21 protein-coding genes are annotated in these 22,962 nt (G+C 75.0%); 12 read left to right on the forward strand and 9 right to left on the reverse strand.

Going from position 1 to position 22,962, the window contains the following annotated elements; genetic code table 11:
- The first annotated feature begins 25 nt into the window (after positions 1 to 25).
- Complete coding sequence (locus tag ACZ3IG_RS35695; protein ID WP_467437380.1) at positions 26 to 1,228, forward strand: glycosyltransferase; 1,203 nt, start codon at positions 26 to 28, stop codon at positions 1,226 to 1,228.
- 24 nt (positions 1,229 to 1,252) lie between these two features.
- Here the strand turns inward: ACZ3IG_RS35695 and ACZ3IG_RS35700 are convergent, their stop codons facing one another.
- A complete protein-coding gene (locus tag ACZ3IG_RS35700; RefSeq protein ID WP_467437414.1) occupies positions 1,253 to 2,494 on the reverse strand; it encodes a TerD family protein in 1,242 nt (413 codons plus the stop codon).
- Between the two features lie 314 nt (positions 2,495 to 2,808).
- On the opposite strand from ACZ3IG_RS35700, the gene ACZ3IG_RS35705 reads away from it, so the two are divergent.
- The 4 genes from ACZ3IG_RS35705 (at position 2,809) to ACZ3IG_RS35720 (ending at position 7,510) form a co-directional block, all read left to right on the forward strand.
- Positions 2,809 to 3,249 (forward strand): DUF6643 family protein, encoded by a 441-nt coding sequence (locus ACZ3IG_RS35705; protein ID WP_467437381.1) that lies wholly within the window; start codon positions 2,809 to 2,811, stop codon positions 3,247 to 3,249.
- Between the two features lie 39 nt (positions 3,250 to 3,288).
- A complete protein-coding gene (locus ACZ3IG_RS35710; RefSeq protein WP_467437382.1) occupies positions 3,289 to 4,116 on the forward strand; it encodes an MOSC domain-containing protein in 828 nt (275 codons plus the stop codon).
- A 185-nt stretch (positions 4,117 to 4,301) separates the two neighbouring features.
- Positions 4,302 to 4,916: an Rv1733c family protein gene (locus ACZ3IG_RS35715; RefSeq protein WP_467437384.1), complete on the forward strand. Its 615-nt coding sequence runs from the start codon at positions 4,302 to 4,304 to the stop codon at positions 4,914 to 4,916.
- Between the two features lie 155 nt (positions 4,917 to 5,071).
- Complete coding sequence (locus tag ACZ3IG_RS35720) at positions 5,072 to 7,510, forward strand: right-handed parallel beta-helix repeat-containing protein (protein ID WP_467437385.1); 2,439 nt, start codon at positions 5,072 to 5,074, stop codon at positions 7,508 to 7,510.
- Here the strand turns inward: ACZ3IG_RS35720 and ACZ3IG_RS35725 are convergent.
- Positions 7,480 to 9,864, reverse strand: a complete 2,385-nt coding sequence (locus tag ACZ3IG_RS35725; protein WP_467437387.1) for a hypothetical protein — start codon at positions 9,862 to 9,864, stop codon at positions 7,480 to 7,482. The genes ACZ3IG_RS35720 and ACZ3IG_RS35725 overlap by 31 nt on opposite strands.
- 286 nt (positions 9,865 to 10,150) lie before the next feature.
- On the opposite strand from ACZ3IG_RS35725, the gene ACZ3IG_RS35730 reads away from it, so the two are divergent.
- Complete coding sequence (locus tag ACZ3IG_RS35730) at positions 10,151 to 10,984, forward strand: DeoR/GlpR family DNA-binding transcription regulator (RefSeq protein WP_467437388.1); 834 nt, start codon at positions 10,151 to 10,153, stop codon at positions 10,982 to 10,984.
- Positions 10,985 to 11,091: 107 nt separating this feature from the next.
- Positions 11,092 to 11,568 (forward strand): SRPBCC family protein, encoded by a 477-nt coding sequence (locus ACZ3IG_RS35735; RefSeq protein WP_467437390.1) that lies wholly within the window; start codon positions 11,092 to 11,094, stop codon positions 11,566 to 11,568.
- A gap of 57 nt (positions 11,569 to 11,625) precedes the next feature.
- On the opposite strand, the gene cds1 is transcribed toward ACZ3IG_RS35735, so the two are convergent.
- Entirely contained in the window at positions 11,626 to 12,750 is a 1,125-nt protein-coding gene (cds1, locus tag ACZ3IG_RS35740) for an L-cysteine desulfhydrase Cds1 (protein WP_467437391.1), read from the reverse strand.
- Positions 12,751 to 13,092: 342 nt separating this feature from the next.
- On the opposite strand from cds1, the gene ACZ3IG_RS35745 reads away from it, so the two are divergent.
- Positions 13,093 to 13,416, forward strand: a complete 324-nt coding sequence (locus ACZ3IG_RS35745) for a hypothetical protein (protein ID WP_403545739.1) — start codon at positions 13,093 to 13,095, stop codon at positions 13,414 to 13,416.
- A 183-nt stretch (positions 13,417 to 13,599) separates the two neighbouring features.
- On the forward strand, positions 13,600 to 14,109 hold the full coding sequence (locus ACZ3IG_RS35750) for an ATP-binding protein (RefSeq protein WP_467437393.1): 510 nt from the start codon (positions 13,600 to 13,602) through the stop codon (positions 14,107 to 14,109).
- A 607-nt stretch (positions 14,110 to 14,716) separates the two neighbouring features.
- Here the strand turns inward: ACZ3IG_RS35750 and ACZ3IG_RS35755 are convergent.
- Both ACZ3IG_RS35755 and ACZ3IG_RS35760 read right to left on the reverse strand, forming a co-directional pair.
- Entirely contained in the window at positions 14,717 to 15,955 is a 1,239-nt protein-coding gene (locus ACZ3IG_RS35755) for an ROK family protein (RefSeq protein ID WP_467437394.1), read from the reverse strand.
- Positions 15,956 to 16,010: 55 nt separating this feature from the next.
- A complete protein-coding gene (locus ACZ3IG_RS35760; RefSeq protein WP_467437415.1) occupies positions 16,011 to 16,733 on the reverse strand; it encodes an alpha-ketoglutarate-dependent dioxygenase AlkB family protein in 723 nt (240 codons plus the stop codon).
- An 89-nt stretch (positions 16,734 to 16,822) separates the two neighbouring features.
- Between ACZ3IG_RS35760 and ACZ3IG_RS35765 the strand changes: the two genes are divergently transcribed.
- Positions 16,823 to 17,953, forward strand: coding sequence for a methyltransferase (locus tag ACZ3IG_RS35765; protein ID WP_467437417.1), 1,131 nt, complete (start codon positions 16,823 to 16,825; stop codon positions 17,951 to 17,953).
- Here ACZ3IG_RS35765 and ACZ3IG_RS35770 read toward each other — a convergent pair.
- Together ACZ3IG_RS35770 and ACZ3IG_RS35775 are read right to left on the reverse strand one after the other, a co-directional pair.
- Complete coding sequence (locus ACZ3IG_RS35770; protein WP_467437395.1) at positions 17,943 to 18,803, reverse strand: class II fructose-bisphosphate aldolase; 861 nt, start codon at positions 18,801 to 18,803, stop codon at positions 17,943 to 17,945. The genes ACZ3IG_RS35765 and ACZ3IG_RS35770 overlap by 11 nt on opposite strands.
- 25 nt (positions 18,804 to 18,828) lie before the next feature.
- Positions 18,829 to 19,710 carry an SIS domain-containing protein gene (locus ACZ3IG_RS35775; protein ID WP_467437397.1) on the reverse strand — a complete coding sequence of 294 codons (882 nt, stop codon included), beginning with the start codon at positions 19,708 to 19,710 and terminating at the stop codon, positions 18,829 to 18,831.
- A gap of 124 nt (positions 19,711 to 19,834) precedes the next feature.
- Here ACZ3IG_RS35775 and ACZ3IG_RS35780 point away from each other — a divergent pair, with 124 nt between their 5' ends.
- On the forward strand, positions 19,835 to 20,614 hold the full coding sequence (locus ACZ3IG_RS35780; protein WP_467437398.1) for a DeoR/GlpR family DNA-binding transcription regulator: 780 nt from the start codon (positions 19,835 to 19,837) through the stop codon (positions 20,612 to 20,614).
- A 29-nt stretch (positions 20,615 to 20,643) separates the two neighbouring features.
- Here ACZ3IG_RS35780 and ACZ3IG_RS35785 read toward each other — a convergent pair whose 3' ends face one another.
- The gene (locus ACZ3IG_RS35785; RefSeq protein ID WP_467437399.1) at positions 20,644 to 21,624 is read right to left on the reverse strand and encodes a hypothetical protein; all 981 of its coding nucleotides are present in this window, start codon (positions 21,622 to 21,624) and stop codon (positions 20,644 to 20,646) included.
- A 175-nt stretch (positions 21,625 to 21,799) separates the two neighbouring features.
- Between ACZ3IG_RS35785 and ACZ3IG_RS35790 the strand changes: the two genes are divergently transcribed.
- On the forward strand, positions 21,800 to 22,378 hold the full coding sequence (locus ACZ3IG_RS35790; protein WP_467437401.1) for a phosphatase PAP2 family protein: 579 nt from the start codon (positions 21,800 to 21,802) through the stop codon (positions 22,376 to 22,378).
- Here ACZ3IG_RS35790 and ACZ3IG_RS35795 read toward each other — a convergent pair.
- Positions 22,362 to 22,817, reverse strand: a complete 456-nt coding sequence (locus ACZ3IG_RS35795) for a phospholipase (RefSeq protein ID WP_467437402.1) — start codon at positions 22,815 to 22,817, stop codon at positions 22,362 to 22,364. The two genes, ACZ3IG_RS35790 and ACZ3IG_RS35795, sit on opposite strands and share 17 nt — an antisense overlap.
- Positions 22,818 to 22,962 lie beyond the last annotated feature (145 nt).

Here is a 22,962-nt window from a genome sequence, read left to right on the forward strand (position 1 = left end):
CGATGTGCCGCGGCGGCCCGGCGCGGTGGGTAAGACTGCGCACGTGAACGCCGTTGCCTGGATCTCCGCCGTCTCACTCGCCGCCTGGCTGTGGCTGCTGCTCTGCCAGGGCTTCTTCTGGCGCACCGACGTCAGGCTGCCGCCCCGCTTCCGGGCCCCCGGCCCCGGCCGCTGGCCGTCCGTGTGCGTCGTCGTGCCCGCCCGGGACGAGGCAGCGGTGCTGCCCCGCAGCCTGCCGTCGCTGCTCGCCCAGGACTATCCGGGACGGGCGGAGATCTTCCTGATCGACGACGGCAGCACGGACGGCACCGGTGCCCTGGCGCGCGAGCTGGCCCTGGGCGTGGGCGGGCTGCCGCTCACCGTCGCCTCCCCCGGCGAGCCGCCCCCGGGCTGGACCGGCAAGCTCTGGGCGGTGCGGCACGGGATCGAGCTGGCACGCGCGCGTGGACCGGAGTACCTGCTGCTGACGGACGCGGACATCGCCCACGCCCCGGACAGCCTGCGGGAGCTGGTGGCGGCGGCCCGTACCGGTGGCTTCGACGCCGTGTCGCTGATGGCGCGGCTGCGGGTGGCGAGCGTCTGGGAGCGGCTCGTCGTACCGGCCTTCGTGTACTTCTTCGCGCAGCTGTACCCGTTCCGCCGGATCGGCCGGCGCGGCTCGCGGACGGCCGCGGCGGCGGGCGGCTGTGTGCTGCTGCGGACGGAGGCCGCCGAGCGGGCCCGGATCCCGGAGGCCGTCCGGCAGGCCGTGATCGACGACGTGGCCCTCGCCCGGGCCGTCAAGGGCGCCGGCGGGCACATCTGGCTGGGGCTGGCCGACCGGGTGGACAGCGTGCGGCCCTATCCGCGGCTCGGCGATCTGTGGCGGATGGTGGCGCGCAGCGCGTACGCCCAGTTGCGGCACAACCCGCTGGTGCTGCTCGGCACGGTCGCCGGTCTGGCGCTGGTGTACCTCGTCCCGCCCGTCGCGCTGATCGCGGGCGCGGCCGGCGGGAGCGCGGCCTGCGCCGTCCTCGGCGGTCTGGCGTGGCTGGTGATGGCGGGGACGTACCTGCCGATGCTGCGCTACTACCGGCAGCCGCCGTGGCTCGCGCCGCTGCTGCCGTTCACCGCGGGCCTGTACCTGCTGATGACGGTGGACTCGGCGGTGCGGCACCACCGGGGGCGGGGCGCGGCCTGGAAGGGCCGCACCTACGCCCGTCCGGACGCCGTGCCGGAGGAGAGCTGACCGCACCCGGGGGAAGAACTCCGCTCACTTGCGGCCGGGCGTCCAGTCCATGCCCCAGCCGTAGGCCCGGTCGACGGTCCGCTGGGGGCTGACGCCGCGCTCGGGGACCAGGTAGCGGGCCTCGCGCTGGACGACGAGGTCGTCGCCGGCGCGGGTGATCAGGGCGAGCGCGCACACCGTCGAGGGGACCGTGCACGCGTCGAGCGAGAAGTCGACCGGGGCGCCGTGCTGCGGCCGGAGGGTGACCGTTGCGTTCAGGCCGGCGAAGGAGCGCGCGCCCTCGTAGACGGTGACGAAGACGAGGATGCGGCGGAAGTCGCGCCGGCGGTCGAGGTTGACGGTGAGGTTCTCGCCGTTCGCCACGGCGCCGGTGCGGTCGTCGCCGTCGAGGTGGATGAACGGGGGCCGGTCCAGGGCGCCGAAGGCGTTGCCGAGGGACTGGACGACTCCCTTGCTGCCGTCGCTGAGTTCGTACAGGGCGCACAGGTCGAGGTCGGGGCCGCTCTGCGGGGCGAGGGCCCGGCTCAGCTTGCGCGCCCAGCCGGAAGGCTCCCCGCGTGTCTCCCAGTTGAGGTTGACGTGCAGGGTGCCGGAGGTGCCGCCCTGTTTGGCCAGGGAGACGGACGGTGCGGCCTTGGTGAGCGTGACCTTCGTCAGGCGGACCGGCGAGGGTGCCGACGCGGCCGGGGGCGGGGACGGGGGCGGGGGTGCCGACGCGGCCGGGGGCGGGGGCGGGGCCGTCCGCCCCGGCTCGTCCACCGTGATGCCGTAGTCCGTGGCCAGGCCCTCCAGCCCGCTGCGGTAGCCCTGGCCGACGGCGCGGAACTTCCAGGCGCCCTGGCGGCGGTAGAACTCGCCCAGGACGAAGGCCGTTTCGACCGTCGCCCCCGGGTTGTCGAAGCGGGCCGCCACCGTGTCCCCCGCCGCCTCGCGGACCTCGATGCGGAGGCCGGGTACCTGGCCGAAGGAGCCGCCGTCGGCGGAGGCGGCGAGGACCACCGTCTCGATGGCGGGCTCCAGGCCCTCGAGGTCGACGAGCAAGCTGTCGGTCACCCGGCCGTCCGCGTCCCGCTTGCCCTCGTGCCGGACGGCGCCGGAGGCGTGCGCCGGCTGGTTGTAGAAGACGAAGTCCGCGTCGGAACGGACTTTTCCGTTCACCAGGAGCAGTGCCGAGGCGTCCACGTCGGGCACGCCCGGTCCGGAACGCCAGCCCATTTCCACCCGCAGCGCCCCCGTCGGCACCGCGGTGTTCGCCCCTTTGGCCATGAGCATGTCCGGCCTCCTTTATTTCTTGCCGACAACGCCCCTGGGCGCGTTCCGTGCGGTCCGTCCATTCTGCCGCGCGCGGCGCGTTCCCGCCGCCGTCCGGCCGCCGGCCCGGGCGGGCAGAACCGTGGAACCGGGCCCGCAACCGGCCGGTAACACGCGCGCAAGTCGGCCTTTATCAGAAGATCACGTTCCGGGCATGCCCTTTTTCGTCGAGTTCGCTCGCATTGGGGATCTGAGGTCACGGCGGACACGGAAAACAACCCTCTTATCGGTCTCCCCAACCAGCACATCGTGGGCTTAACTTATGTGCCATGACCTCCCCCCGCTCCACCTATGGCGGCGGCTACTACTCCGCCTCCTTCCCGGACACCCCGATCTACGACTCGCTCGTGGCCGAACGGGGCACACCGCAGATCGCCCCGATCCGGGTCCCCGCCGCGTACGACGCCCCGGGCAGCCACCTGCCCGCCCTCCCGTCGGCGCTCCCCGCGCTGCCGGCCGCGCCCTCCCAGCCCTCCTACGGCTATCCGCAGCAGACCGCCCAGCCCGCGCCGCTGCAGCAGGCCCCCGCCCCCTACATCCCGCAGCAGATGTCGGCGCCGCGCGGCTACCCCGCGCCCCAGCAGCCCCAGCAGCCCCGCCCGGCGGCGCCCGCCCCGGCCGGGTACGAGGCGATGCGCCCCGCGGCGCCCCGGCCCGCACCGGCCCCGTACCAGGACCCGTACAACAACCAGCAGTACCGGGGTTACTGAGCCGGCCCGACTGTCGGTGCCGCCTGGCACGATGGCCCCATGGGGAACGCGCGGCTGCGGTCGATTCACGTACATCCGGTCAAGGCGTTCCGGGGCTTCGCGCCCCGGGAGGCGGAGGTGGAGCCCTGGGGGCTGGCCGGAGACCGGCGCTGGATGCTGGTCGACGACGGGGGAAAGGTCGTCACGCAACGCCAGCGGCCACACCTCGCGCTGGCCGCCGCCGAGCCGCTGCCCGGCGGCGGGGTACGGCTGTCCGCGCCCGGCGCGCGCCCGCTGTCGGTACCCGTCCCGGACTCTGGGGAGACGGTCACGGTGGAGGTCTTCCGTGACAAGGTCCGTGTGACACCGGCCGCCGACGAGGCGGCGCACGCGTGGTGCGCCGCCTGCGCGGGGGCGGGGACGCGGCTGGTGTACCTGGACGACCCCGCCACCCGCCGGCCCGTCGACCCGGAGTACGCGCGGCCGGGCGAGACCGTGTCCCTCGCCGACGGCTACCCGCTGCTGCTGACGGCCACGGCCTCCCTGGACGCCCTCAACTCGCTGATCGCACGGGGCGATCACGCCGCGGAGGGCCCGCTGCCCATGGACCGTTTCCGGCCCAACGTGGTGGTGTCCGGCACCGAGGCGTGGGCGGAGGACACGTGGTCGCGCGTGACGATCGGCGAGGTCTCCTTCCGGGTCGCCAAGCCGAGCGGACGCTGTGTGGTGACCACCACCGACCAGGACACCGCCGTCCGCGGCCGGGAGCCCCTGCACACCCTGGGGCGCCACCGCCGGCACGGCGGCAAGCTGCTGTTCGGACAGAACCTGGTGCCGTTGAACCGCGGCACGGTCCGCGTCGGCGACCCCGTCACCGTCGACGGCTGACCCGGCGGAGCACTGGCCTGCCGGCGGGAACCCGGGGGCGGGGCCTGCGCGTTGACCCGGATGAGAAGTTCATGAGAGGTCCGCCGGGGCGCCCGGCGGGACCCGCCGGGGGGTGATCTCGCTCTCTCTTCGACGGCCGCGCTCATGAACGGCTCGGTCCGGGGTTGTCACGGAGCGGGAAGGGGATGCGGACCGTGCGAGCGATCGGGGGACTGTGGCGCTGGCGGCACAATCCGCTGCGCCGCGCGACCGACCTGGCCGAGGCCTGGGTGGCGCTGGCCACCCTGGTGCTGATCGTGTGCCTCGCACCCGTGGTGGGCGTGCTGGTGGGCACGGCCGCCGCCGACACCCTGCGGCGCTCGGTCCACGACCAGCGGGAGACCCGCCACCGGGTGGCGGCCACCGTCGTCCGCGAGCTGGACCCCTCACCGCTGGACGTCGACCCGGAGGCCGCCGCCGCGGCTCCCCCGCGCAGCCGGGTCCTCGCCGAGTGGACGGCACCGGACGGCTCCGCCCGGCACGGCCCCGTCCTGGCGGTCGTCGACAGCCCGCACCCCGGCGACCGCTTCCCGATATGGACGGACGAGCACGGCCGGACGGTGGCCCGCCCGCTCGACGCCGCCACCGCCGCGACCCACGCCGTCCTCGCCGGGACCGGCGCCGCCCTCGCGGCCGCCGCCCTGGCCGAAGGGGCACGGCGGCTGGTCGTCCGGCGCATGGTCCGCCGCCGGTACGCCCGCCTGGACCAGGCATGGGAGCAGGCCGGTCCGGACTGGGGCAGGACGGGCACCGGCAGTTGACCGGCTTCCGCCTCCGGTCGGCCCACCCCTCCGGCGCACGCTACGGTGGACCGGCCGAACCCGTTTCGGCATCGACCCGCGCGTGAGAGACCACCGGGGCACGCCCCGGCGGTGAACGAGCCATCGAACCAACGAGGTGGGGGCACAGCAACGCCATGGCACAGGGCACGGTCCAGGTGACGCACACCGGCACGTCGCGGTGGCGGCGCCGCACGGGCGAGTACGCATCACTCGCCGCCGCCCTGGAGGCCGCGGCCGACGGTGACGTGCTCACCATCGCCCCCGGCACCTACCGGGAGAACCTCGTGGTGCGGCGGGCGGTGACCCTGCGCGGTCCCGACGGCTCCCACGGATCGGTGCGGATCGCGCCCGTGGACGGGGTGCCGCTCACCGTGCGCGCCTCGGCCGTGGTGCAGGACCTGCACGTCGAGGGACAGGACTCGGCGGCACCCGCCGTACTGATCGAAGAGGGCACCCCGGAACTGCTCGACGTCCGCGTCGTCACCCGGTCCGCCGCCGGGATAGAGGTGCGCGGCGGCGCGCGGCCGACGGTGCGGCGGTGCTCCGTCGACAACCCGGCGGGCATCGGCATCGCCGTGGTCGACGGCGGGGGCGGGGTGTTCGAGGAGTGCGAGGTCGTCGCGGCCGGCCAGGAGGGCGTCGCGGTGCGCTCCGGCGCCCGCCCCCGGCTGGACCGCTGCCGCGTCCACCACGCCGCGGGCTCGGGCCTGACGGCGACGGGCGAGCACTCCTCGCTGGAGGCCGTGGGGTGCGAGATCTACGAGGTGCGGGGCAGCGGCGTCCAGGTCACCGGCCGGGCCACCGCGCACCTCACCGACTGCGACGTGCACCGCACCACCGCCGACGGCATCACGCTCGACACCGACGCGGTGCTCACCCTCGCCGACTGCCGCATCCACGACATCCCCGAGAACGCGGTGGACCTGCGCTCCCGTTCCGTCCTCACCCTGACCCGCACCACCGTGCGGCAGTTCGGCCGCAACGGCCTGTCGGTGTGGGACCCCGGCACCCGCGTGGACGCCAACCAGTGCGAGATCTTCGACAGCACGGGCGACTACCCGGCCGTCTGGGTCAGCGACGGCGCCACCGCCGTGCTCGACTCCTGCCGGGTGCACGACGTGCCGGACGCGCTGTTCGTCCTCGACCGGGGCTCGCGCGCCGACGTCGTCGACAGCGACCTGTCGCAGGTGCGCAACACCGCGGTGTCGGTGAGCGACGGCGCCACCGCCCAGCTCGACGACTGCCGCATCCGGGAGGCGGCGACCGGCGCCTGGTTCCGCGACCACGGCAGCGGCGGCACGCTGAACAACTGCTCCGTCGACTCCACCCGCACCGGAGTGATCGTCACCAAGGGCGCCGATCCGACCATCGAGCGCTGCACCATCGACTCCCCCGGCGAGGCCGGCGCCTATGTGTCGGCCGGCGGCCGCGGCAGTTTCCTCGACTGCCGGGTGACAAACAGCGGCGGCTACGGCTTCCATGTGATCGACGGCTGCCGCACCACGCTGCGCAAGTGCCGCACCGAGCGGTGCGCGCGCGGCGGGTACGAGTTCGCGGACGCCGGGCCGGACGCGGGCGACGCGGGGCCCGTGGTCGAGGACTGCACCAGCGACGAGAGCACGAGCCTGCGGACGCCGCCCGAGACACGGGAGCCCGCCGTGCAGACGGTGACCCGCTCCCCCGGGCTGCTGGGCTCGATCCCCGGGCAGCGCAGCACCGAGCAGGAGCCCCTCGTCACGGCCGTCCTGCCCGAACGGCCGGCCCGGGACTCGCAGGAGGTCCTCGGTGAACTGGACGCGCTGGTGGGGCTGGAGAGCGTCAAGCGCGAGGTGCGCGCCCTGATCGACATGATCGAGGTGGGCCGGCGCCGGCAGCAGGCGGGCCTGAAGGCGGCGTCGGTCAAGCGGCACCTGGTCTTCACCGGCTCCCCCGGCACCGGCAAGACGACGGTGGCCCGGCTGTACGGCGAGATCCTGGCCTCCCTCGGCGTCCTGGACAAGGGCCACCTGGTCGAGGTGTCCCGGGTGGACCTGGTCGGCGAGCACATCGGCTCCACGGCGATCCGCACCCAGGAGGCGTTCCAGAAGGCGCACGGCGGCGTGCTGTTCATCGACGAGGCGTACGCGCTCTCCCCCGAGGACGCGGGCCGTGACTTCGGCAAGGAGGCCATCGACACGCTCGTGAAGTTGATGGAGGACCACCGCGACGCCGTCGTGGTGATCGTCGCGGGCTACACGGCGGAGATGGAGCGGTTCCTGTCCGTCAACCCCGGTGTGGCGTCCCGTTTCTCGCGGACCATCACCTTCGGCGACTACGGGCCCGAGGAGCTGCTGCGGATCGTGCAGCAGCAGGCCGACGAGCACGAGTACCGGCTGGCGCCGGGCGCCGACGAGGGACTGCTGAAGTACTTCGCGGCGCTGCCCAAGGGGCCCGCGTTCGGCAACGGCCGTACCGCGCGCCAGACCTTCGAGGCGATGGTGGAGCGGCACGCGAGCCGGGTCGCGCAGGTCGCGGACCCCAGCACGGACGACCTGACCCTGCTCTACGCCGAGGACCTGCCCGAGCAGTCCTGAGGCCCGCCGTCGGCGCCCGGCACCGCCCGCGTCCCCTCCTCCTCGGGCCGGGGTGCGGGCACCTGGGGGCGCAGCCGGGCCAGCAGCCGCCGGCGTTCCTCGGCGAACGCCGGGTCGGCCTGGTAGTCCCCGTGCCCGAGGATCGGGGCGGGCAGCGGATGCTCGGCGGTGCGGCCGTAGGAGAGCGGGTCCTTCAGGGCCTCGCGGTCGACCTCCGGTCCGCAGTCGCCGGGCAGCCGGACCGGGCCGCCGATCGGGTCGGTGTCCCGGTACAGGTTGCGCCAGCAGTCGATCTCCTGGTGCAGGGAGGCGAGCGCGGCCGGTCCGAAGTGGGCGGGGAACCAGCGGCCGTAGAGCCGCTCGAGCGGGGAGCCGTAGGTGAGCAGGGCGACCCGGCCGCGGGCGGACGGCTCCAGTTGCCAGGCCGCGGCGGCGGCGAGCACGCTGCCCTGGGAGTGCCCGGACAGCACCAGCCGGCCGCCGGTGGCCCGGGTCCAGGTGGCCATGCGCCAGGTCAGGTCGGGCACGGCGCGCTCGGCGTAGCAGGGCGGGGCGAAGGGGTGGGCGGCGCGCGGCCAGAAGGTGCCGACGTCCCACAGGATGCCGATGGTGCGCCGCGCGGAGGCGTCCTTGTAGGCGCGGCGGCCCCAGGTGACGAACAGTATGAAGCCGAGGCCGATCAGCCAGGAGCCCACGGCCTGCGCGGTCTGGGCGGCGCCGTGCACGACGGCGTACGTCCCTTCCGCGGCCTTCGCCGGGGTCCGTCCGGTGGTCAGGGCGCCGGCCAGGGCGCCCATGCCGAGCAGGAAGGTCGCGGTGGAGACGACGGCGACCAGGAGCGGTGCCAGGTCGGTGAGGCCGGCCATCGCGCGGGCGGCGGCGATCCGGCGGGTACGGGCCGGGTCCCCGGCCTCGGCCGCGTGGTCGCCGGTCACGGCGGCGCGTTCGGCGCGGGCCCGGGACCAGGTGCGCCGGGCGAGCAGGGCGCACAGCGCGAGGATCACGACGAGCAGCGGCGGGATCACCGACGCCTGCCAGGTCAGCAGGACCGGGGGACCGGCGAGCGAGGTGCCGGTGCCGTCCAGCCAGTCCGACACCCGCTGGGCGACGCCGCCGGACATGACGCCACCGAGGGCGCAGGCCAGCATCGCGACGGCGGGTCCGCCCAGGCCCCGCATCGCGGCGCGCGGATCGGGCGCGGCCCGGTGCAGCACGTGGGCGGCGACGGCGAGGGCGACGACCAGCAGCCCCTGTGCCAGGGCGAGGCCGCCGAAGACCGTGTCGCCCGGCAGCCGCCCGGCGGACGCCCACCCCGGCCGCTGCCACCCGGCGTACACCGCGGCGAGCAGCAGCAGGGCGAGCGCGGCGAGCGGCAGCCGCCGTACGAGGTGTTCGTCGAGCCCCCGGTCGAGGAGCCGTTCGCCGCGGCCCCGGCGGCAGACCACGCCCACCACGACGGCGGCCATGACGACCAGGGCGGTCGCAAGGAGCCACCCGGCGGTGTCCAGGAGCGCCGGTCCGCCGGTCCGGCGGTCGAAGCGGGCCGCGGGTACGGCGAGGGCGGCGGCGACGGTCAGCAGCCCGGCGGCGGTGTGCGCGGCGCGCAGCCGGGCCACCAGCCGGCGCCCGTACCAGAACCCGGGCCGGCCCAGGGCGTTGTCCCCGGTCTGCGTCCCGGCTTCCGGATCGCGCTCCATCGGCTGCTGGGACTCGTAGGCGCGCCAGGTGCGCAGGGACAGGTACCAGAGCAGGCCGGTGAGCGCGGCGGGCACCAGGGCGGCCAGGGCGAGCCGGCGGCCGGGTGCGCTCCACCAGCCGACGTCGGGGCCGGCCGGGGAGAGGAAGCCCAGCCAGGAGTGGCGCGCGGCACACGCCTCGGTGCCGGCGCACTGCCAGGCCGCCAGGTCCAGGGCGACCTCCGCGGCGGCGGCGACCAGCAGCACCGTCAGGGTCAGTCCGGCGAGCCGCACCAGCAGGCCGTACAGGCGCACCGTGCGGGTGTGTCCGGTCGCGGCGGGGCGCATCCAGTGGGCGAGGTTGGCCACCATGAAGGGCAGGAGCAGCAGCCACAGGGCGCGGGTGCCGTCGCCGGAGGTGAGGTTGCACCAGACGTACGCCTCGGGCACCGGTCTCTCCCGGTAGTCCTCGGGGCGCGCCTCGGCGTCGGCGTCCTCGGCGCGGCGGAAGACGGCCGCGACGTCATCGCCGGTGACCCGTACCGTGCGCGGGTCGTCGAGCATCTCCTGCGGGGTGGTGCCGCCCACGCCGTGCACCAGGAGTTCCAGGGCGGTGCCGGTGCCCTGTCCGCCGTCCGCCGTGCCCTGGTGTGCGGACCGTTCCTGCGCCTGTTCCACTGTGTCGCACTTCCCCCGTGACGCGCCGCCGGCTGTGTCCGTGCGGGCCCAGGATCTCCGCTGAGCGGGCCGCGTACACCCCTTACCACGGAATCTCCCCCAAGCGTGTGACTGGCGGCGTTCCGGTGATGCCTGAGTGACATGTGCGCGACGGGCGGGCGGTGGCGCGCTCCGTGACGGGGCGTGCGAGGATGGTGCGTCGGCGCACCAGGGCGTGCGGACGTCCTCGTCGGAGCGGGCGCGCCGGGCGGGTCGGACTGGTGGCGTCGAAAGGACCGGAGCGTACGTGAGCGAGAATCAGAACCTCCTCGCGGAGCAGCGGCGGGCCCTGATCCTCGACGAGGTACGGCGCCGGGGCGGCGTCCGGGTCAACGAGCTGACCCGCCGGCTCGGCGTGTCGGACATGACGGTCCGCCGCGATCTGGACGCGCTGGCCCGGCAGGGTGTGCTGGAGAAGGTGCACGGCGGTGCGGTTCCGGTGGTCGAGGCGAGCACGCACGAGCCCGGCTTCGAGGCCAAGTCGGGTCTGGAGCCGACCGCCAAGGAGGAGATCGCGCGGGCCGCGGCGGAACTGGTCGCGCCGGGAGCGGCGATCGCGCTGTCGGGCGGTACGACGACGTACGCGCTGGCGCACCGGCTGGTGGACGTGCCGGACCTGACGGTGGTGACCAACTCGGTGCGGGTGGCGGACGTCTTCCACGCGGCGCAGCGCACCTCGGGGGCGCGGCAGGCGGCGGCGACGGTGGTGCTGACCGGCGGGGTGCGCACGCCGTCCGACTCGCTGGTGGGCCCGGTGGCCGACCAGGCGATCGCGGCGCTCCACTTCGACGTGCTCTTCCTGGGTGTGCACGGCATATCGGTGGAGGCCGGGCTGTCCACACCCAATCTCGCGGAGGCCGAGACCAACCGGCGCCTCGTGCAGTCGGCGCGGCGTGTCGTCGTGGTCGCCGATCACACCAAGTGGGGTGTGGTGGGCCTGAGTTCGTTCGCGGAGCTGGCGCGGGTGGACACGCTGGTGACGGACGCCGGGCTGCCCGAGGAGGCGCGCGCGGAGGTCGCGGAGCATGTGCGGGTGGTCGTGGCGGGGTCCGTGGCGGGCGAGCCGAAGCAGGACGGCTGACGGACGCCGCTGGCATCCGGCGGGGCGCCGGGTAGGGTGACGCCTCCGTTCGCCCGTGGTTCGTCCACGTTCGTCCACGTTCGTCCACGGCAGCTTCCGGGGGCCGTATGACGCACCGACTGCGCCCGGTGGGGCCGGACTTCCTCACGACGGCTCCCGTACGGCTGGTCTTCTCCGGGGCGGTCACCGCCGCGCCGCAGACGGTGTTCACCGCGCTGGCCGAGGACGTGGCGGGCTGGGCGGCGTGGTTCCCGCAGGTGACGCCCGCCCGGCCGACGCCGGACGGGGGCGGCCGGGAGATCCGGCTGCGGGGCGGCACACGCTTCCAGGAGACCGTCCTCGCCTCCGACCGGCCCGAGCGGTACGCGTACCGGGTGGACGCCACCAACGCGCCAGGGACGCGGGCGCCGGCCGAGGAGTGGCGGCTGGCTCCGGCCGGCAGCGGCGGGACGCGGGTGCGGTGGACTCTCGCCGCGGACGGGGCGGCGCTCTTCCGGCTGGTGCTGCGCGGCGCGCGGCCCGGTCTGGGGCGGGCGTTCGAGGGGGCGGTCGGCGCACTGGACCGGCGCTTGGCGCGCGCGTAGGCGCGTGCGGGGCGGCGCCAGGGCGCGCGGGGACGTCACTCGGCCGGCGCCCGGCCGTCAGTCGGGCCAGACGCCGGTGTGCAGCAGGGACTCGATCGCCGCGGTGTACGGCTCGATGCTCAGGCCCTGTCCGGCCAGCCAGGCGTCGGAGTAGTACTTGTCGAGGTACCGGTCCCCCGGGTCGCACAGCAGCGTCACCACGCTGCCCCGGCGGCCCGCGGCCACCATCTCGGCGACGATCTTCAGCGCGCTCCACAGGCCGGTACCGGTGGAGCCGCCCGCCTTGCGGCCGATGACCCGCTCCAGGGCGCGGACGGCGGCGACGCTCGCCGCGTCGGGCACCTTCATCATCCGGTCGATCGCGCCCGGCACGAAGCTCGGCTCCATGCGGGGCCGGCCGATGCCCTCGATCCGGGAGCCGCAGTCGCAGGTGACGTCCGGGTCGCCGGTGGTCCAGCCGTCGAAGAAGCAGGAGTTCTCCGGGTCGGCGACGCAGATGCGGGTGTCGTACTGCATGTAGTGGACGTAGCGGGCGAGGGTCGCGGAGGTGCCGCCGGTGCCGGCCGTGGCGACGATCCAGGCCGGTTCCGGGAACCGCTCCAGACGCAGCTGGCGGAAGATCGACTCGGCGATGTTGTTGTTGCCGCGCCAGTCGGTGGCCCGCTCGGCGTAGGTGAACTGGTCCATGTAGTGCCCGTCGGTCTCTGCCGCGAGGCGGGCCGACTCCTCGTACATCTTCCGCGAGTCGTCCACGAAGTGGCACTGCCCGCCGTGGAATTCGATGAGGCGGATCTTCTCGGCGCTGGTCGTGCGCGGCATGACGGCGACGAAGGGGACGCCGATCAGCTTCGCGAAGTACGCCTCGGAGACGGCCGTCGAACCGCTGGACGCCTCGATCACCGGGCGGCCCGGCCGGATCCAGCCGTTGCACAGGCCGTAGAGGAACAGGGAGCGGGCGAGCCGGTGTTTGAGGCTGCCGGTCGGGTGGGTCGACTCGTCCTTGAGGTAGAGGTCGATGCCCCAGGACTCGGGCAGCGGGAACCGCAGCAGATGGGTGTCGGCCGAGCGGTTGGCGTCGGCCTGGACCTTGCGGACGGCCTCTTTCAGCCACGCGCGGTACGCCGTGTCGCCGCGGTCGACGTCCAGGGTCGCACCGGTCCCGGTGGGCTGGTGAGTGCTCATGGCACGGCTCCTCGCGCTGGCGCCGACGGCGCCCGGCCGGGCCGCCTGCGCCGATCATAAGCATGTTTCCCGCACGTCTCTCACCTGCATAAAGGGCCCTTGGGGAGACCCAAAGGAACGTCTGGAGCGGGATGCGGGGCGGGGTGGGGGGCGCATTCGCGTCAGTGCTCCGGGCCGTGCCGGGAAGGGTGCCGCGCGCACTGGTGCTCCACGCCGGGGGCGGGCACACTGCTCCGGGTGGGACCCGAGCCCCGCCCGGGGGCACACTGGATCACTGTACGAGCCGGCACCGGCCCGCCCGGAGCACGGTCCGGCCACCGACGCGCACGAGGGGGCGGCGGCATGGCGGAGCCGGAGTTCACGGCGACGGGGGTGCGGATAGACAAGTGGCTCCGCTCGCTCACGCGGGCCGGGCAGGTGCGGATCAGCGACGGCCGGCTGGAGCTGCTGACCAGTTACGGCAGCGAGATCGACAGTGCGCCGGTGCGGTCGGTGCGGGCCTCCAGGCCCTGGTTCGCCCCGGGGGACCGTGCCCTCGCGGAGCTGGACGGCAAGCGGTACCTGCTGACCCTCGGCGAGTCGGACCCGGTGCCGGGCGAGTCGGGGCCGGCGGCGGCACGCCGGTTCATCGAGGCCGTGCGCCGGGCGGCGGGACACAGCGGGTGAGATGTCCGTAAGTTGCACTGCCCCACCCCTTGCGCCACGCTGGTCTCACGTCACTCTGGGTTTACCGGCGATAACGCTGCGAACCAGCCCGCCGGCCACGACAGCAGGCGGTCGCGTGACGCAGGCGCCTGCTGGATCCGTCCTCAGTGTTCTTCCGGACCTCTATGTCGGGGAGTCGCAGCCGTGATCAGTCACCCAAGCAGGCACTGCACGGTGGAGCTCCAAGCCCTGCCGTCGCGGATCGGCCAGGTCCGCAGAATCGTATCTGCGCAATTGCGCTACTGGCATCTCGACTCCCTCATCGACCGGGCCGCGCTCGGCGTGACGGAGCTGTTGACCAACGTCCACCAGCATGCCCGGCCCGACAAGACGTGCACCGTGGAGATCGAGCTGCTGCCCGACCGGCTCACGGTGTCGGTACGGGACCGCGATCCGCGGCTGCCCGTGGTGGACGAGGCCGAGCCGCTCGCGACCCGCGGGCGCGGCCTCGCCATGGTGGCCGCGATGAGCGAGAGCTGGGGCGCCCGGCCGGACGGCGAGTCCGGCAAGGTCGTCTGGTTCGCCCTCACCACGCCACCGTCGCTGCCGGCCCTGTCCGGCCGCCCGCCACGGCGCCTGGTCGAGGAGGTGTCCGCCGAGCCGTTCGCCCAGGTGGCACGCGCCGCTCCGGCCCGGTCGGCCGTCGCCGGCTGACCGGGCGGTAACCGCTCACCGCGGGGGGCGGTGCCGGTGCCACGCCGCGCCGGGTCCGTCCGGTCGGCCGGACGGGCCCGCTGCGGTGGGGGCGGCCGGTGGAGGTCTGCACCGGTGAACCGACCGACGGTGTCGGGACGTCCGGGGCGGGGCATGACGGCGGCGGCCGAGGCGCACCACGCGCAGCACCTGGTCCCCGTGGCCCGCGACGGCGCGCGCCCGCACGGCGTCGGCATCCGCCGGCCGGTGGCGCGTGGCGGGCCCGCGACGGCCCGTCGAACGCCGGGAAGCAGCCCGGACGCGGCGGCCTCCCGGTGCGCCACCGGACCGGGGAGCGGCCGAGGTGCCCGAGCACCACCCGCCGCTGGACGTACTCGACCTGCTGTGCGAGGGGCCGGGGGTGCCGCCGCACCCCGTCCGGGGCGGGCCGGGAATGCCGTACCCGCCGCGGCGGGTGGCGCCGCGGCCCGCGCTCGCCGTGGGTGAGGAACTGGTACGGCGGACACTCACCGGCGGTCCGGCCCGGCGCGCGCCGCGGACCGGCGCTGAGCGGCCCGGCCAGGAGGCCGGCCGGACCGGTCAGGAGCCGGCGAGCCCGGTCCGGCGGTCAGCCCAGTACCGTCAGCGGGTCGTCGAGGACCGGCTGCCAGGCCAGTTCGGCGGCGCCCACCAGGCTGTTGTGGTCCAGCGCGCAGGGCAGGACGGGGACGCCGCCGCTCTGTCCCCACAGGCTGCGGCCGGCGACGACCGCGCGCAGCCGGTCCGGGTCGGCGCGCAGCAGGTCGCGGTGGAGGCCGCCGAGGATGATGCGGTCCGGGTTGAGGATGTTCACCAGGCCGGCCAGACCCTGGCCGAGGCGGTCGAGGAGGGTCTCGGCGGCGGTGCGCACGGCCGGGTCGGTGTAGTGGTCGCGGACCAGGTCGATGGACTGCTGGAGCAGCGACTGCTCCGGGCCGGGTTCGCGTCCCGCCGCGGTGAGGAAGGCCAGCGGGTCGGTCTCCACGTCCAGGCAGCCGCGGCTGCCGCAGTGGCAGGGGCGGCCCTCGGGGTTGACGGTGAGGTGGCCGACCTCCAGCGCGAGGCCGGAACTGCCCGAGTGCAGGCGGCCGTCGAGGACCAGGGCGCCGCCGACGCCCCGGTGGCCGGTGGCCACGCAGAGCAGGTCGCGCGATCCGCGCCCGGCGCCGTGCCGGTGTTCGGCGAGGGCGGCGAGGTTGACGTCGTTGGCGGTGAACGCGGGCCCGCCGAGGCCGGCGGCGCGCAGCCGCTCGGCGAAGATCTGCCGGACGGGGGCGCCCGCCGGCCAGGCCAGGTGCATCGGGTTGAGCGCGAGACCCTCCGGTTCGGCCACCGCCGACGGTACGGCGAGTCCGGCGCCGACACAGCGCCGTCCGGTGCGCTCCAGCAGGTCGGCGCCGGCCTCCACGACGGAGCCGAGGACCTTGGCCGGGTCGGCGTCGGCGATCTCGCAGCCGGGAGTGGTGGCGACGATCCGGCCGCCGAGCCCGACCAGCGCGGCCCGGTAGCCGTCGGCGTGGATCTGGGCGGCGAGGGCGACGGGGCCGTCCTCGGCAACGGCGAGGCGGTGCGAGGGCCGGCCCTGGGAGCCGGCGGGGGCGCCGGGCCGGGCGTCGACCCGGATCAGGCCGAGCGCCTCCAGTTCGGCGGCGACCGCGCCGGCCGTCGCCCGGGTCACGCCGAGTTCGGCGGTGAGGACGGCACGGGTGGGCGCGCGTCCGGTGTGCACGAGCTCCAACGCGGGACCGAGCGCCCCGCGCCCCCGGTCCAGCCGCGTCCTGGAGGTGGTACCGTCCGCCGTTCTCCGGGGGTCCGCCTTGCCGCTCATGGAGGCGAGTCTCCCATGATCTGTACCGGGGAAAGCCCCCCGCGGGAGAAGCCTTCTAGAGCCCGCTCACCCGCAGGGTGATGTTCAGCCGCCCGACGAGCCCCAGCTCCGGCGGGGCCGTGCCGGGGCGTACCCGGGGGACCCCGTGGTGGGCGAACCGGGCCGGGCCGCCGAAGACGAACAGGTCGCCGCCGCGCAGGTCGATGTCGCGGTAGGGGCGGGTGCGGGTCTCGGTGTTGCCGAAGCGGAAGACACAGGTGTCGCCGAGGCTGAGCGAGACCACCGGCGCGTCCGACAGCTCGTCCTCGTCGCGGTGCATCCCCATCCGGGCGTCGGCGTCGTAGAAGTTGACGAGCGCGATGTCGTACGGCGCCGCGGGCACCGCCCCCGCGCCCAGCGCGTCGGACACCGCGCGGCGGGCCAGGTCGCCGAGCCGGGAGGGGAAGGGCTTGACCGGGGCGCCGTCGCCGTCGGCGACGGTGCGGGAGTAGGCGTACGGGTACGCGTGCGGGCCGGGGCAGTCCGGGTTGTGCCGCACGGCCCGGCCGCAGCCCGGACAGGCGCGTACCGGACCCCAGTGCCATCCCAGGCAGACCTGCCGGGCGGTCATCGTGCCGCCGCCGGGGGTGCGGACGGTGCGCAGCCCCGCCGGCGGGCGGGCCCACCGGCGGCAGGCGTCGAGCAGCTCGCGCTGGAGCCCGGCGTCCAGCCAGTCCGGCAGGTGGACGGCTCCGGGCGCGATCTCGGTACGGCCTCGGGCGAACAGTTCGGCGTCCATGTGCTCCATCCTGCGCCCTCCCGCCGCCGACCGGCCCTGAGCTGCGGCTCCGCTAGCCTGGACGCACGATGGACGACCGTGATGACCGTATGACGACCGAGTGGGGCGAGCCGGTGCTGACCCGGTTCCCCGAGGACCCGCGCGACCGGCTGCGCGCCTGGGACGCCTCCGACGAGTATCTGCTCGGGCACCTGGCCCGGGAGCGGGTGCCGCTGTCCGGGACGGTCGTGGTCCTGGGCGACCGCTGGGGCGCGCTGGTGACGGCGCTGGCGGCGCACCGGCCGGTGCAGATCACCGACTCGTACCTCGGCCGGGAGGCGACCCGGCTCAACCTCGCCCGAGGCGGCGTGGAGCCGGGCGCGGTGCGGCTGCTGACCACGCAGGACCCGCCGCCGGAGCGGATCGACGTCCTGCTGGTGCGGGTGCCCAAGAGCCTGGCGCTGCTGGAGGACCAGTTGCTGCGGCTGGCGCCGTCGGTGCACGAGGGCACGGTCGTCATCGGCACCGGGATGGTGAAGGAGATCCACACCTCGACCCTGGAGGTGTTCGAGCGGGTTCTCGGCCCGACCCGGACCTCCCTGGCGAAGAAGAAGGCCCGGCTCATCTTCTGCACGCCGGACCCGGCGCTGGAGCGGCCCGCCAACCCCTGGCCGCTCAGCTACCGGCTCCCCGACGGCATCGGTCCCGTCTCGGGCCGGACCGTCGTCAACCACGCGGGCGTCTTCTGCGCCGACCGGCTGGACATCGGCACCCGGTTCTTCCTGAGGCACCTGCCGGACGCCAGGGCCCGGAAGGTGGTCGACCTCGGCTGCGGCAACGGCGTCGTCGGTACGGCGGTGGCGCTCGCCGACCCCGGCGCCGACGTGCTGTTCACCGACGAGTCCTTCCAGGCCGTGGCCTCGGCGGAGGCGACGTACCGGGCGAGCGGGGCGCGGGGGAACGCCGAGTTCCGGGTCGGTGACGCGCTGGCCGGGGTGCCGGACGGCAGTGTCGACCTGGTGCTCGACAACCCGCCGTTCCACTCCCACCAGGCCACCACCGACGCCACCGCGTGGCGCATGTTCAGCGGTGCCCGGCGCGCGCTGCGGCCGGGCGGCGAGCTGTGGGTGGTCGGCAACCGGCACCTCGGCTACCACGTCAAGCTGCGCCGCCTGTTCGGCAACAGCGAACTGGTCGCCAGTGACCCGAAGTTCGTGGTGCTGCGGGCCGTCAGGAAGTGACCCGGCCCACCACCCGGACCAGGTCGGCGACCGTGCGGCCCATGGCGTCCCGGCCCATCGCGAGGTAGCCGCGCGGATCGACCGCCTCGGGGTGTGCGGCGAGGTGCGCCCGGACCGCCCCGGTCAGGGCGATGTTCAGCGCGGTGCCGACGTTGACCTTGGCGATGCCGCCCGTGACCGCCGCGGCGAGTTCGCCGTCCGGGACGCCGGAGGAGCCGTGCAGGACGAGGGGGACGTCCAGCGCGGCCGACAGTTCCTTGAGGAGGCCGTGGTCGAGGGCGGCGGTGCGGGTCGTCATGGCGTGCGAGCTGCCGACGGCGACGGCCAGGGCGTCCACCCGTGAGTCGGCGACGAAGGCGCGGGCCTCGGCGGGGTCGGTGCGGGCGCCGGGCGCGTGGGCGTCCAGCGGCGGCTCGCCGTTCTTGCCGCCCACCTCCCCCAGCTCCGCCTCGATCCACAGCCCCTGGGAGTGCGCCCAGTCGGCGGCGGCGCGGGTCGCGTCCAGGTTCTCGGCGTACGGCAGCCGGGAGGCGTCGTACATGACGGAGCTGAAGCCGGCGTCCGGCGCCTGCCGCAGCAGGGCGTCGCTCTTGACGTGGTCGAGGTGGAGGGCGACGGGCACGGCGGCCCGTTCGGCGGCGGCGACGGCGGCGCGGGCCAGGGGTTCGAGCCGGCCGTGCCGGAACTTCACGGCGTTCTCGCTGACCTGGAGGATCACGGGCGCGGCCACGGACTCGGCGCCGGCGACGACGGCCTCGACGTGTTCCAGGGTGATGACGTTGACGGCGGCGACGGCGGTACGCGCCGCCGCGGCGCGGGCGACCAGGTCGCCGGTGGTGGCGAGGGGCACGGATCTGTCCTTTTCCCGAGGCCCGTCAGGGGGCGAGGATCACCGAGCGGGTGAGGTGGCGCGGCCGGTCCGGGTCCAGGCCCCGGGCGGCGGCCACGGCGACCGCGAGCCGCTGGGCGCGGACCAGTTCGGCGAGCGGGTCGAGGGTGCCCGCCACCCACGTCCCGCCGGTGGCCGCGACCTGTCCGGCCAGTCCCTCGGGGGCCTCGCCGAGCATCCAGGTGGCCGTGGTGGAGGTGGTGACGCTGATCGGGCCGTGCCGGTACTCCATCGCCGGGTAGGCCTCGGTCCAGGACAGGGACGCCTCGCGCATCTTCAGCGCGGCCTCGTTGGCCAGTCCGACGGTCCAGCCGCGGCCCAGGAAGGTGAACTGGGTGCGGTCGACGAGCCCGTCGGGCAGGTCCGTGGCGAGGGCCGTGCGGGCGTCGGCGACGGAGTCCTCGACGGGCAGGCCGAGGTGGGCGCGGAGCAGGGTCAGCGCGGTGGTGGCGAACCGGGTCTGCACCACCGAGCGTTCGTCCGCGAAGTCCAGGACGACCGGGTCGTCGGCGGCCGTCATCACGGGGGTGCCGGGGTCGGCGGTGATCGCGGTGGTGCGGGTACGGCCGCGCAGCCGGCCGAGCAGTTCCAGCACCTCGGTGGTGGTGCCGGAGCGGGTGAGGGCGACGACCCGGTCATAGGAGCGGCCGTACGGGAACTCTGAGGCGGCGAAGGCGTCCGTCTCGCCCCGGCCCGTCTCCTCGCGCAGCGCCGCGGCGGCCTGGGCCATGAAGTACGAGGTTCCGCAGCCGACGATCGCGACCCGCTCCCCCGCCGCCGGCAGCGCGCCGCCGTGCCGTGCCGCCTCCGCCGCGGCGCGGGTCCAGCACTCCGGCTGGCTGTTCAGCTCGTCCTCGACGTAGGTCATGGCCACACCCTCCCCTGGATTGATTGTTCTTGCAAGGTATAGCGACCTTTCAAGCACAATCAAGCATTTGACGGAAGAGCATCTGCGTTAGGGTCGGCCAGGGACCGAGGAACGGAGGGTGCGCATGTCGCGCGACGCCCGCTGGAAGACGCTGCTGGAGCTGCTCGTCGAACGCGGCCGGCTGGATGTCGAGGAGGCGGCGGCCGAGCTGGCGGTGTCGGCCGCGACGATCCGCCGCGACTTCGACCAGCTCGCCGAGCAGCAGATGCTGGTGCGCACGCGCGGCGGCGCGGTCGTGCACGGGGTGTCGTACGAGTTGCCGCTGCGGTACAAGACGGCGCGGCGGGCCTCCGAGAAGGAGCGCATCGGGCAGGCCGTCGCCGCCCTGGTGGCGCCGGGCGAGGCGGTGGGGCTGACCGGCGGCACGACCACCACGGAGGTGGCGCGCGCGCTGGCCGTGCGCCCCGATCTCGCCTCGGGCACGCCCGCGCTCACCGTCGTCACCAACGCGCTGAACATCGCCAACGAGCTGGCCGTCCGGCCGCAGTTCAAGATCGTGGTGACCGGCGGGGTGGCGCGGGCGCAGTCCTACGAACTGATCGGGCCGCTCGCGGACGGAGTGCTCGGCCAGGTCACGATGGACGTGGCGGTGCTGGGTGTCGTGGCGTTCGACGTGACGCACGGGGCCGCCGCTCACGACGAGGCGGAGGCCGCGATCAACCGGCTGCTGTGCGAGCGCGCCGGACGCGTGGTGGTGGCCGCCGACTCCACCAAGCTCGGCCGGCGGGCGTTCGCCCGGATCTGCGCGGCCGAGACCGTGGACACCCTGGTCACGGACGCGGCGGTGGACGCGGACACCGTGCGGCGGTTCGAAGAGGCGGGGATCACGGTCGTCGCGGTGTGAGCCGCCGGCCGCTCTCCCCGGCGGGTGCCTCAGTGGCCGTGGGAGGCGCCGGGCTCGTCGGTGCGGCCGTCCGTGGGGATGGCCGACGGCGACGGCGTGGCCGCCTCCGGCGCCGTACCCGCCCGGACCGTGAAGGCCGCCGTGCGGACCTTCCCCTCGTGCCGGAAGTCGAGGAAGAGCCGGTAGTCGCCGGCGCTGGGCGCGGTGGCCGTGAAGGAGACGGCGGGGCCGGGCTCCGTGGTGCCGTCGCCGGGTTCGCCGTTCGGGTGGACGTGCAGGTGGGCGAGGTCGCCGGAGCGCAGGGCGACCAGGTGGCCGTAGGCGCCGAGGTAGGGCTGGAGGTCGGTGACGGGCCTGCCGTCGCGGGTGACCGTCAGCCGCAGTTCGCTCGCCTGACCCGGACGCGGGGCGCCGGTCAGCCGTACCTCGTAGCCGTCGACGCGGGCGGTGGCGGCCGGGGCCGGCAGGTCGCGCGGCGCGTAGGAGCCGGCCGCCGCGAGGTCGGCCCCGAGGGTGAGGTTGCCGGCGCCGGGCTCCGCCGGGGTGAAGTCGGCGAAGACCCGGTATCCGCCCGCCCGGGGCAGGTCGACGGGCGTGCTCCAGGTGCCGTCGGCGGCCCGCTCCGGGTGCAGGTGGCGGTAGGTGCCCAGGTCGCGTGAGGCCAGGACGAGGTGGAGTTCTTTGCCGTGTTCACGCCGGTACGCGGTGACGGCCCGCCCGTGGTCGTCGCGGACGGTGAAGCTCAGCTCGGCGCGCCGCCCGGCGGTGACGCGGGGCGTGTCGAGGTCCAGCGTGTAGCCGTCCTCGGCGATCTGCAGCCCGCCGGCCGGAACGCTCCCGGCGTGCCCGTCACCGGCCCGCGGCGTCCGCGCCGGGTCGCCGTGCCCGTCGTGGGCGGCGGGCGCGGGGTCCTCGGCGGCCGGATCGAGGGCGGCGCCCACGCTGTAGGCCGTGCCGAAGGTCGCGGCCAGGCCGGCCGCGAAGGCGGTGATCCGCAGTCCCGTGTTCATGGTCGGTCGTCTCCTCGGCTCAGGGCTCGGTACGCGTGCGCCACTTCGGTTCCACAATACCCCCCCGGGGTACCTTCCCGTAACTCGGGCCTGACCCGTACGGGCCCGGCCGAGGCGCCGTCCGGGCCCTCGCGAGGGCAGGCTGGTGTCCGGACGTCCTGGGGAGAAGGAGCACATGAGCGAGCCGACCGCCGCGGTACTGAGCGATCTGCGGGCCGTGGACGGAGCCCTGTACGCCGCGGTGGCCGCCACGCCGACACCCACGCTCGACCGGACGCTGCGGCGGCTGTCCCGCGCCGCCGACCACTCCAAGATCTCGCTCGCCATCGCCGCCGCGCTCGCCCTGGGCGGGGAACGGCGGCGCCGGGCCGCGGCCCTCGGCGCCGGCTCCCTCGCCCTGGCCTCGGTCTCGGCCAACCTGCTCGGCAAGCGCCTGGTGCGCCGGCCGCGGCCCGACCGGGAGGCCGCCCGGGTCACGGTGGACCGGCGGGTGCCGATGCCGGCGTCGGCGGCGTTCCCGTCCGGCCACACCGCGTCCGCGGTCGCCTTCGCCACCGCCGTCGGCACGGTACTGCCGCCCGCCGCCGTCCCGCTGGCCGCCCTGGCGGGCGCGATCGGCTACGCGCGGGTCCACACCGGCGTGCACTATCCGGGCGATGTGGCCGCCGGGGCCGTGCTGGGGGTCGCGAGCGCGGCCGTCACCCTGGCGGTGACGGCCCGTGCCCGGCCGGGGTGCGTCAGCCGAACGCCTTGACGGCCTGGTAGTACGTCCACGCCGTTCCGTCGCAGGTGGTCTTCGTGCCGCCGGTGTAGCGGGCGCAGACGCGCTTGAGGTCCTCGTAGAAGGCGCTGTCGAGCCGGGCCTTGTCGGCCGTGAAGGTGCCCGCCGCCTTGTAGTTGCGGTAGCCGAAGTCGTGTCGCGCGCAGGAGGCGCTGAAGGGGAAGCCGAGCGGGTTGTCCGGGGAGGAGGAGCAGTAGTCGGTCGACCAGTCGAACCCGTAGGCGGACCAGGCGGACTGGTTGGCGCGGGCGGCGGCCCACAGGTTCTGACTCGACGCGCTGGTCTGGGTCCAGCTCGCGAGCACCTGCGGTTTGTCGGCGGGAGCGGCGTCGGCGGCCGTGGTGGTGGCGACGACGGTGAGGACGGAGAGGGCCGAGGCGGCAAGACCGGTCACGAGTCTTCTGCGGTGCATCCCACACCTCCATGAGGCCGCGGCCCGCCCCTCGGGCCGCGGGTTCATGAGGATGATGCGCGTCCATGCCACCCCCTCACACCCGTCCGCTCCCAACGCGCCGTCAACTCTTGCCGGTCGCGGGCGAACGGGAGTTGAACGGCCG

The sequence above is a fragment of the Streptomyces sp. NPDC016677 genome, from assembly GCF_055562815.1.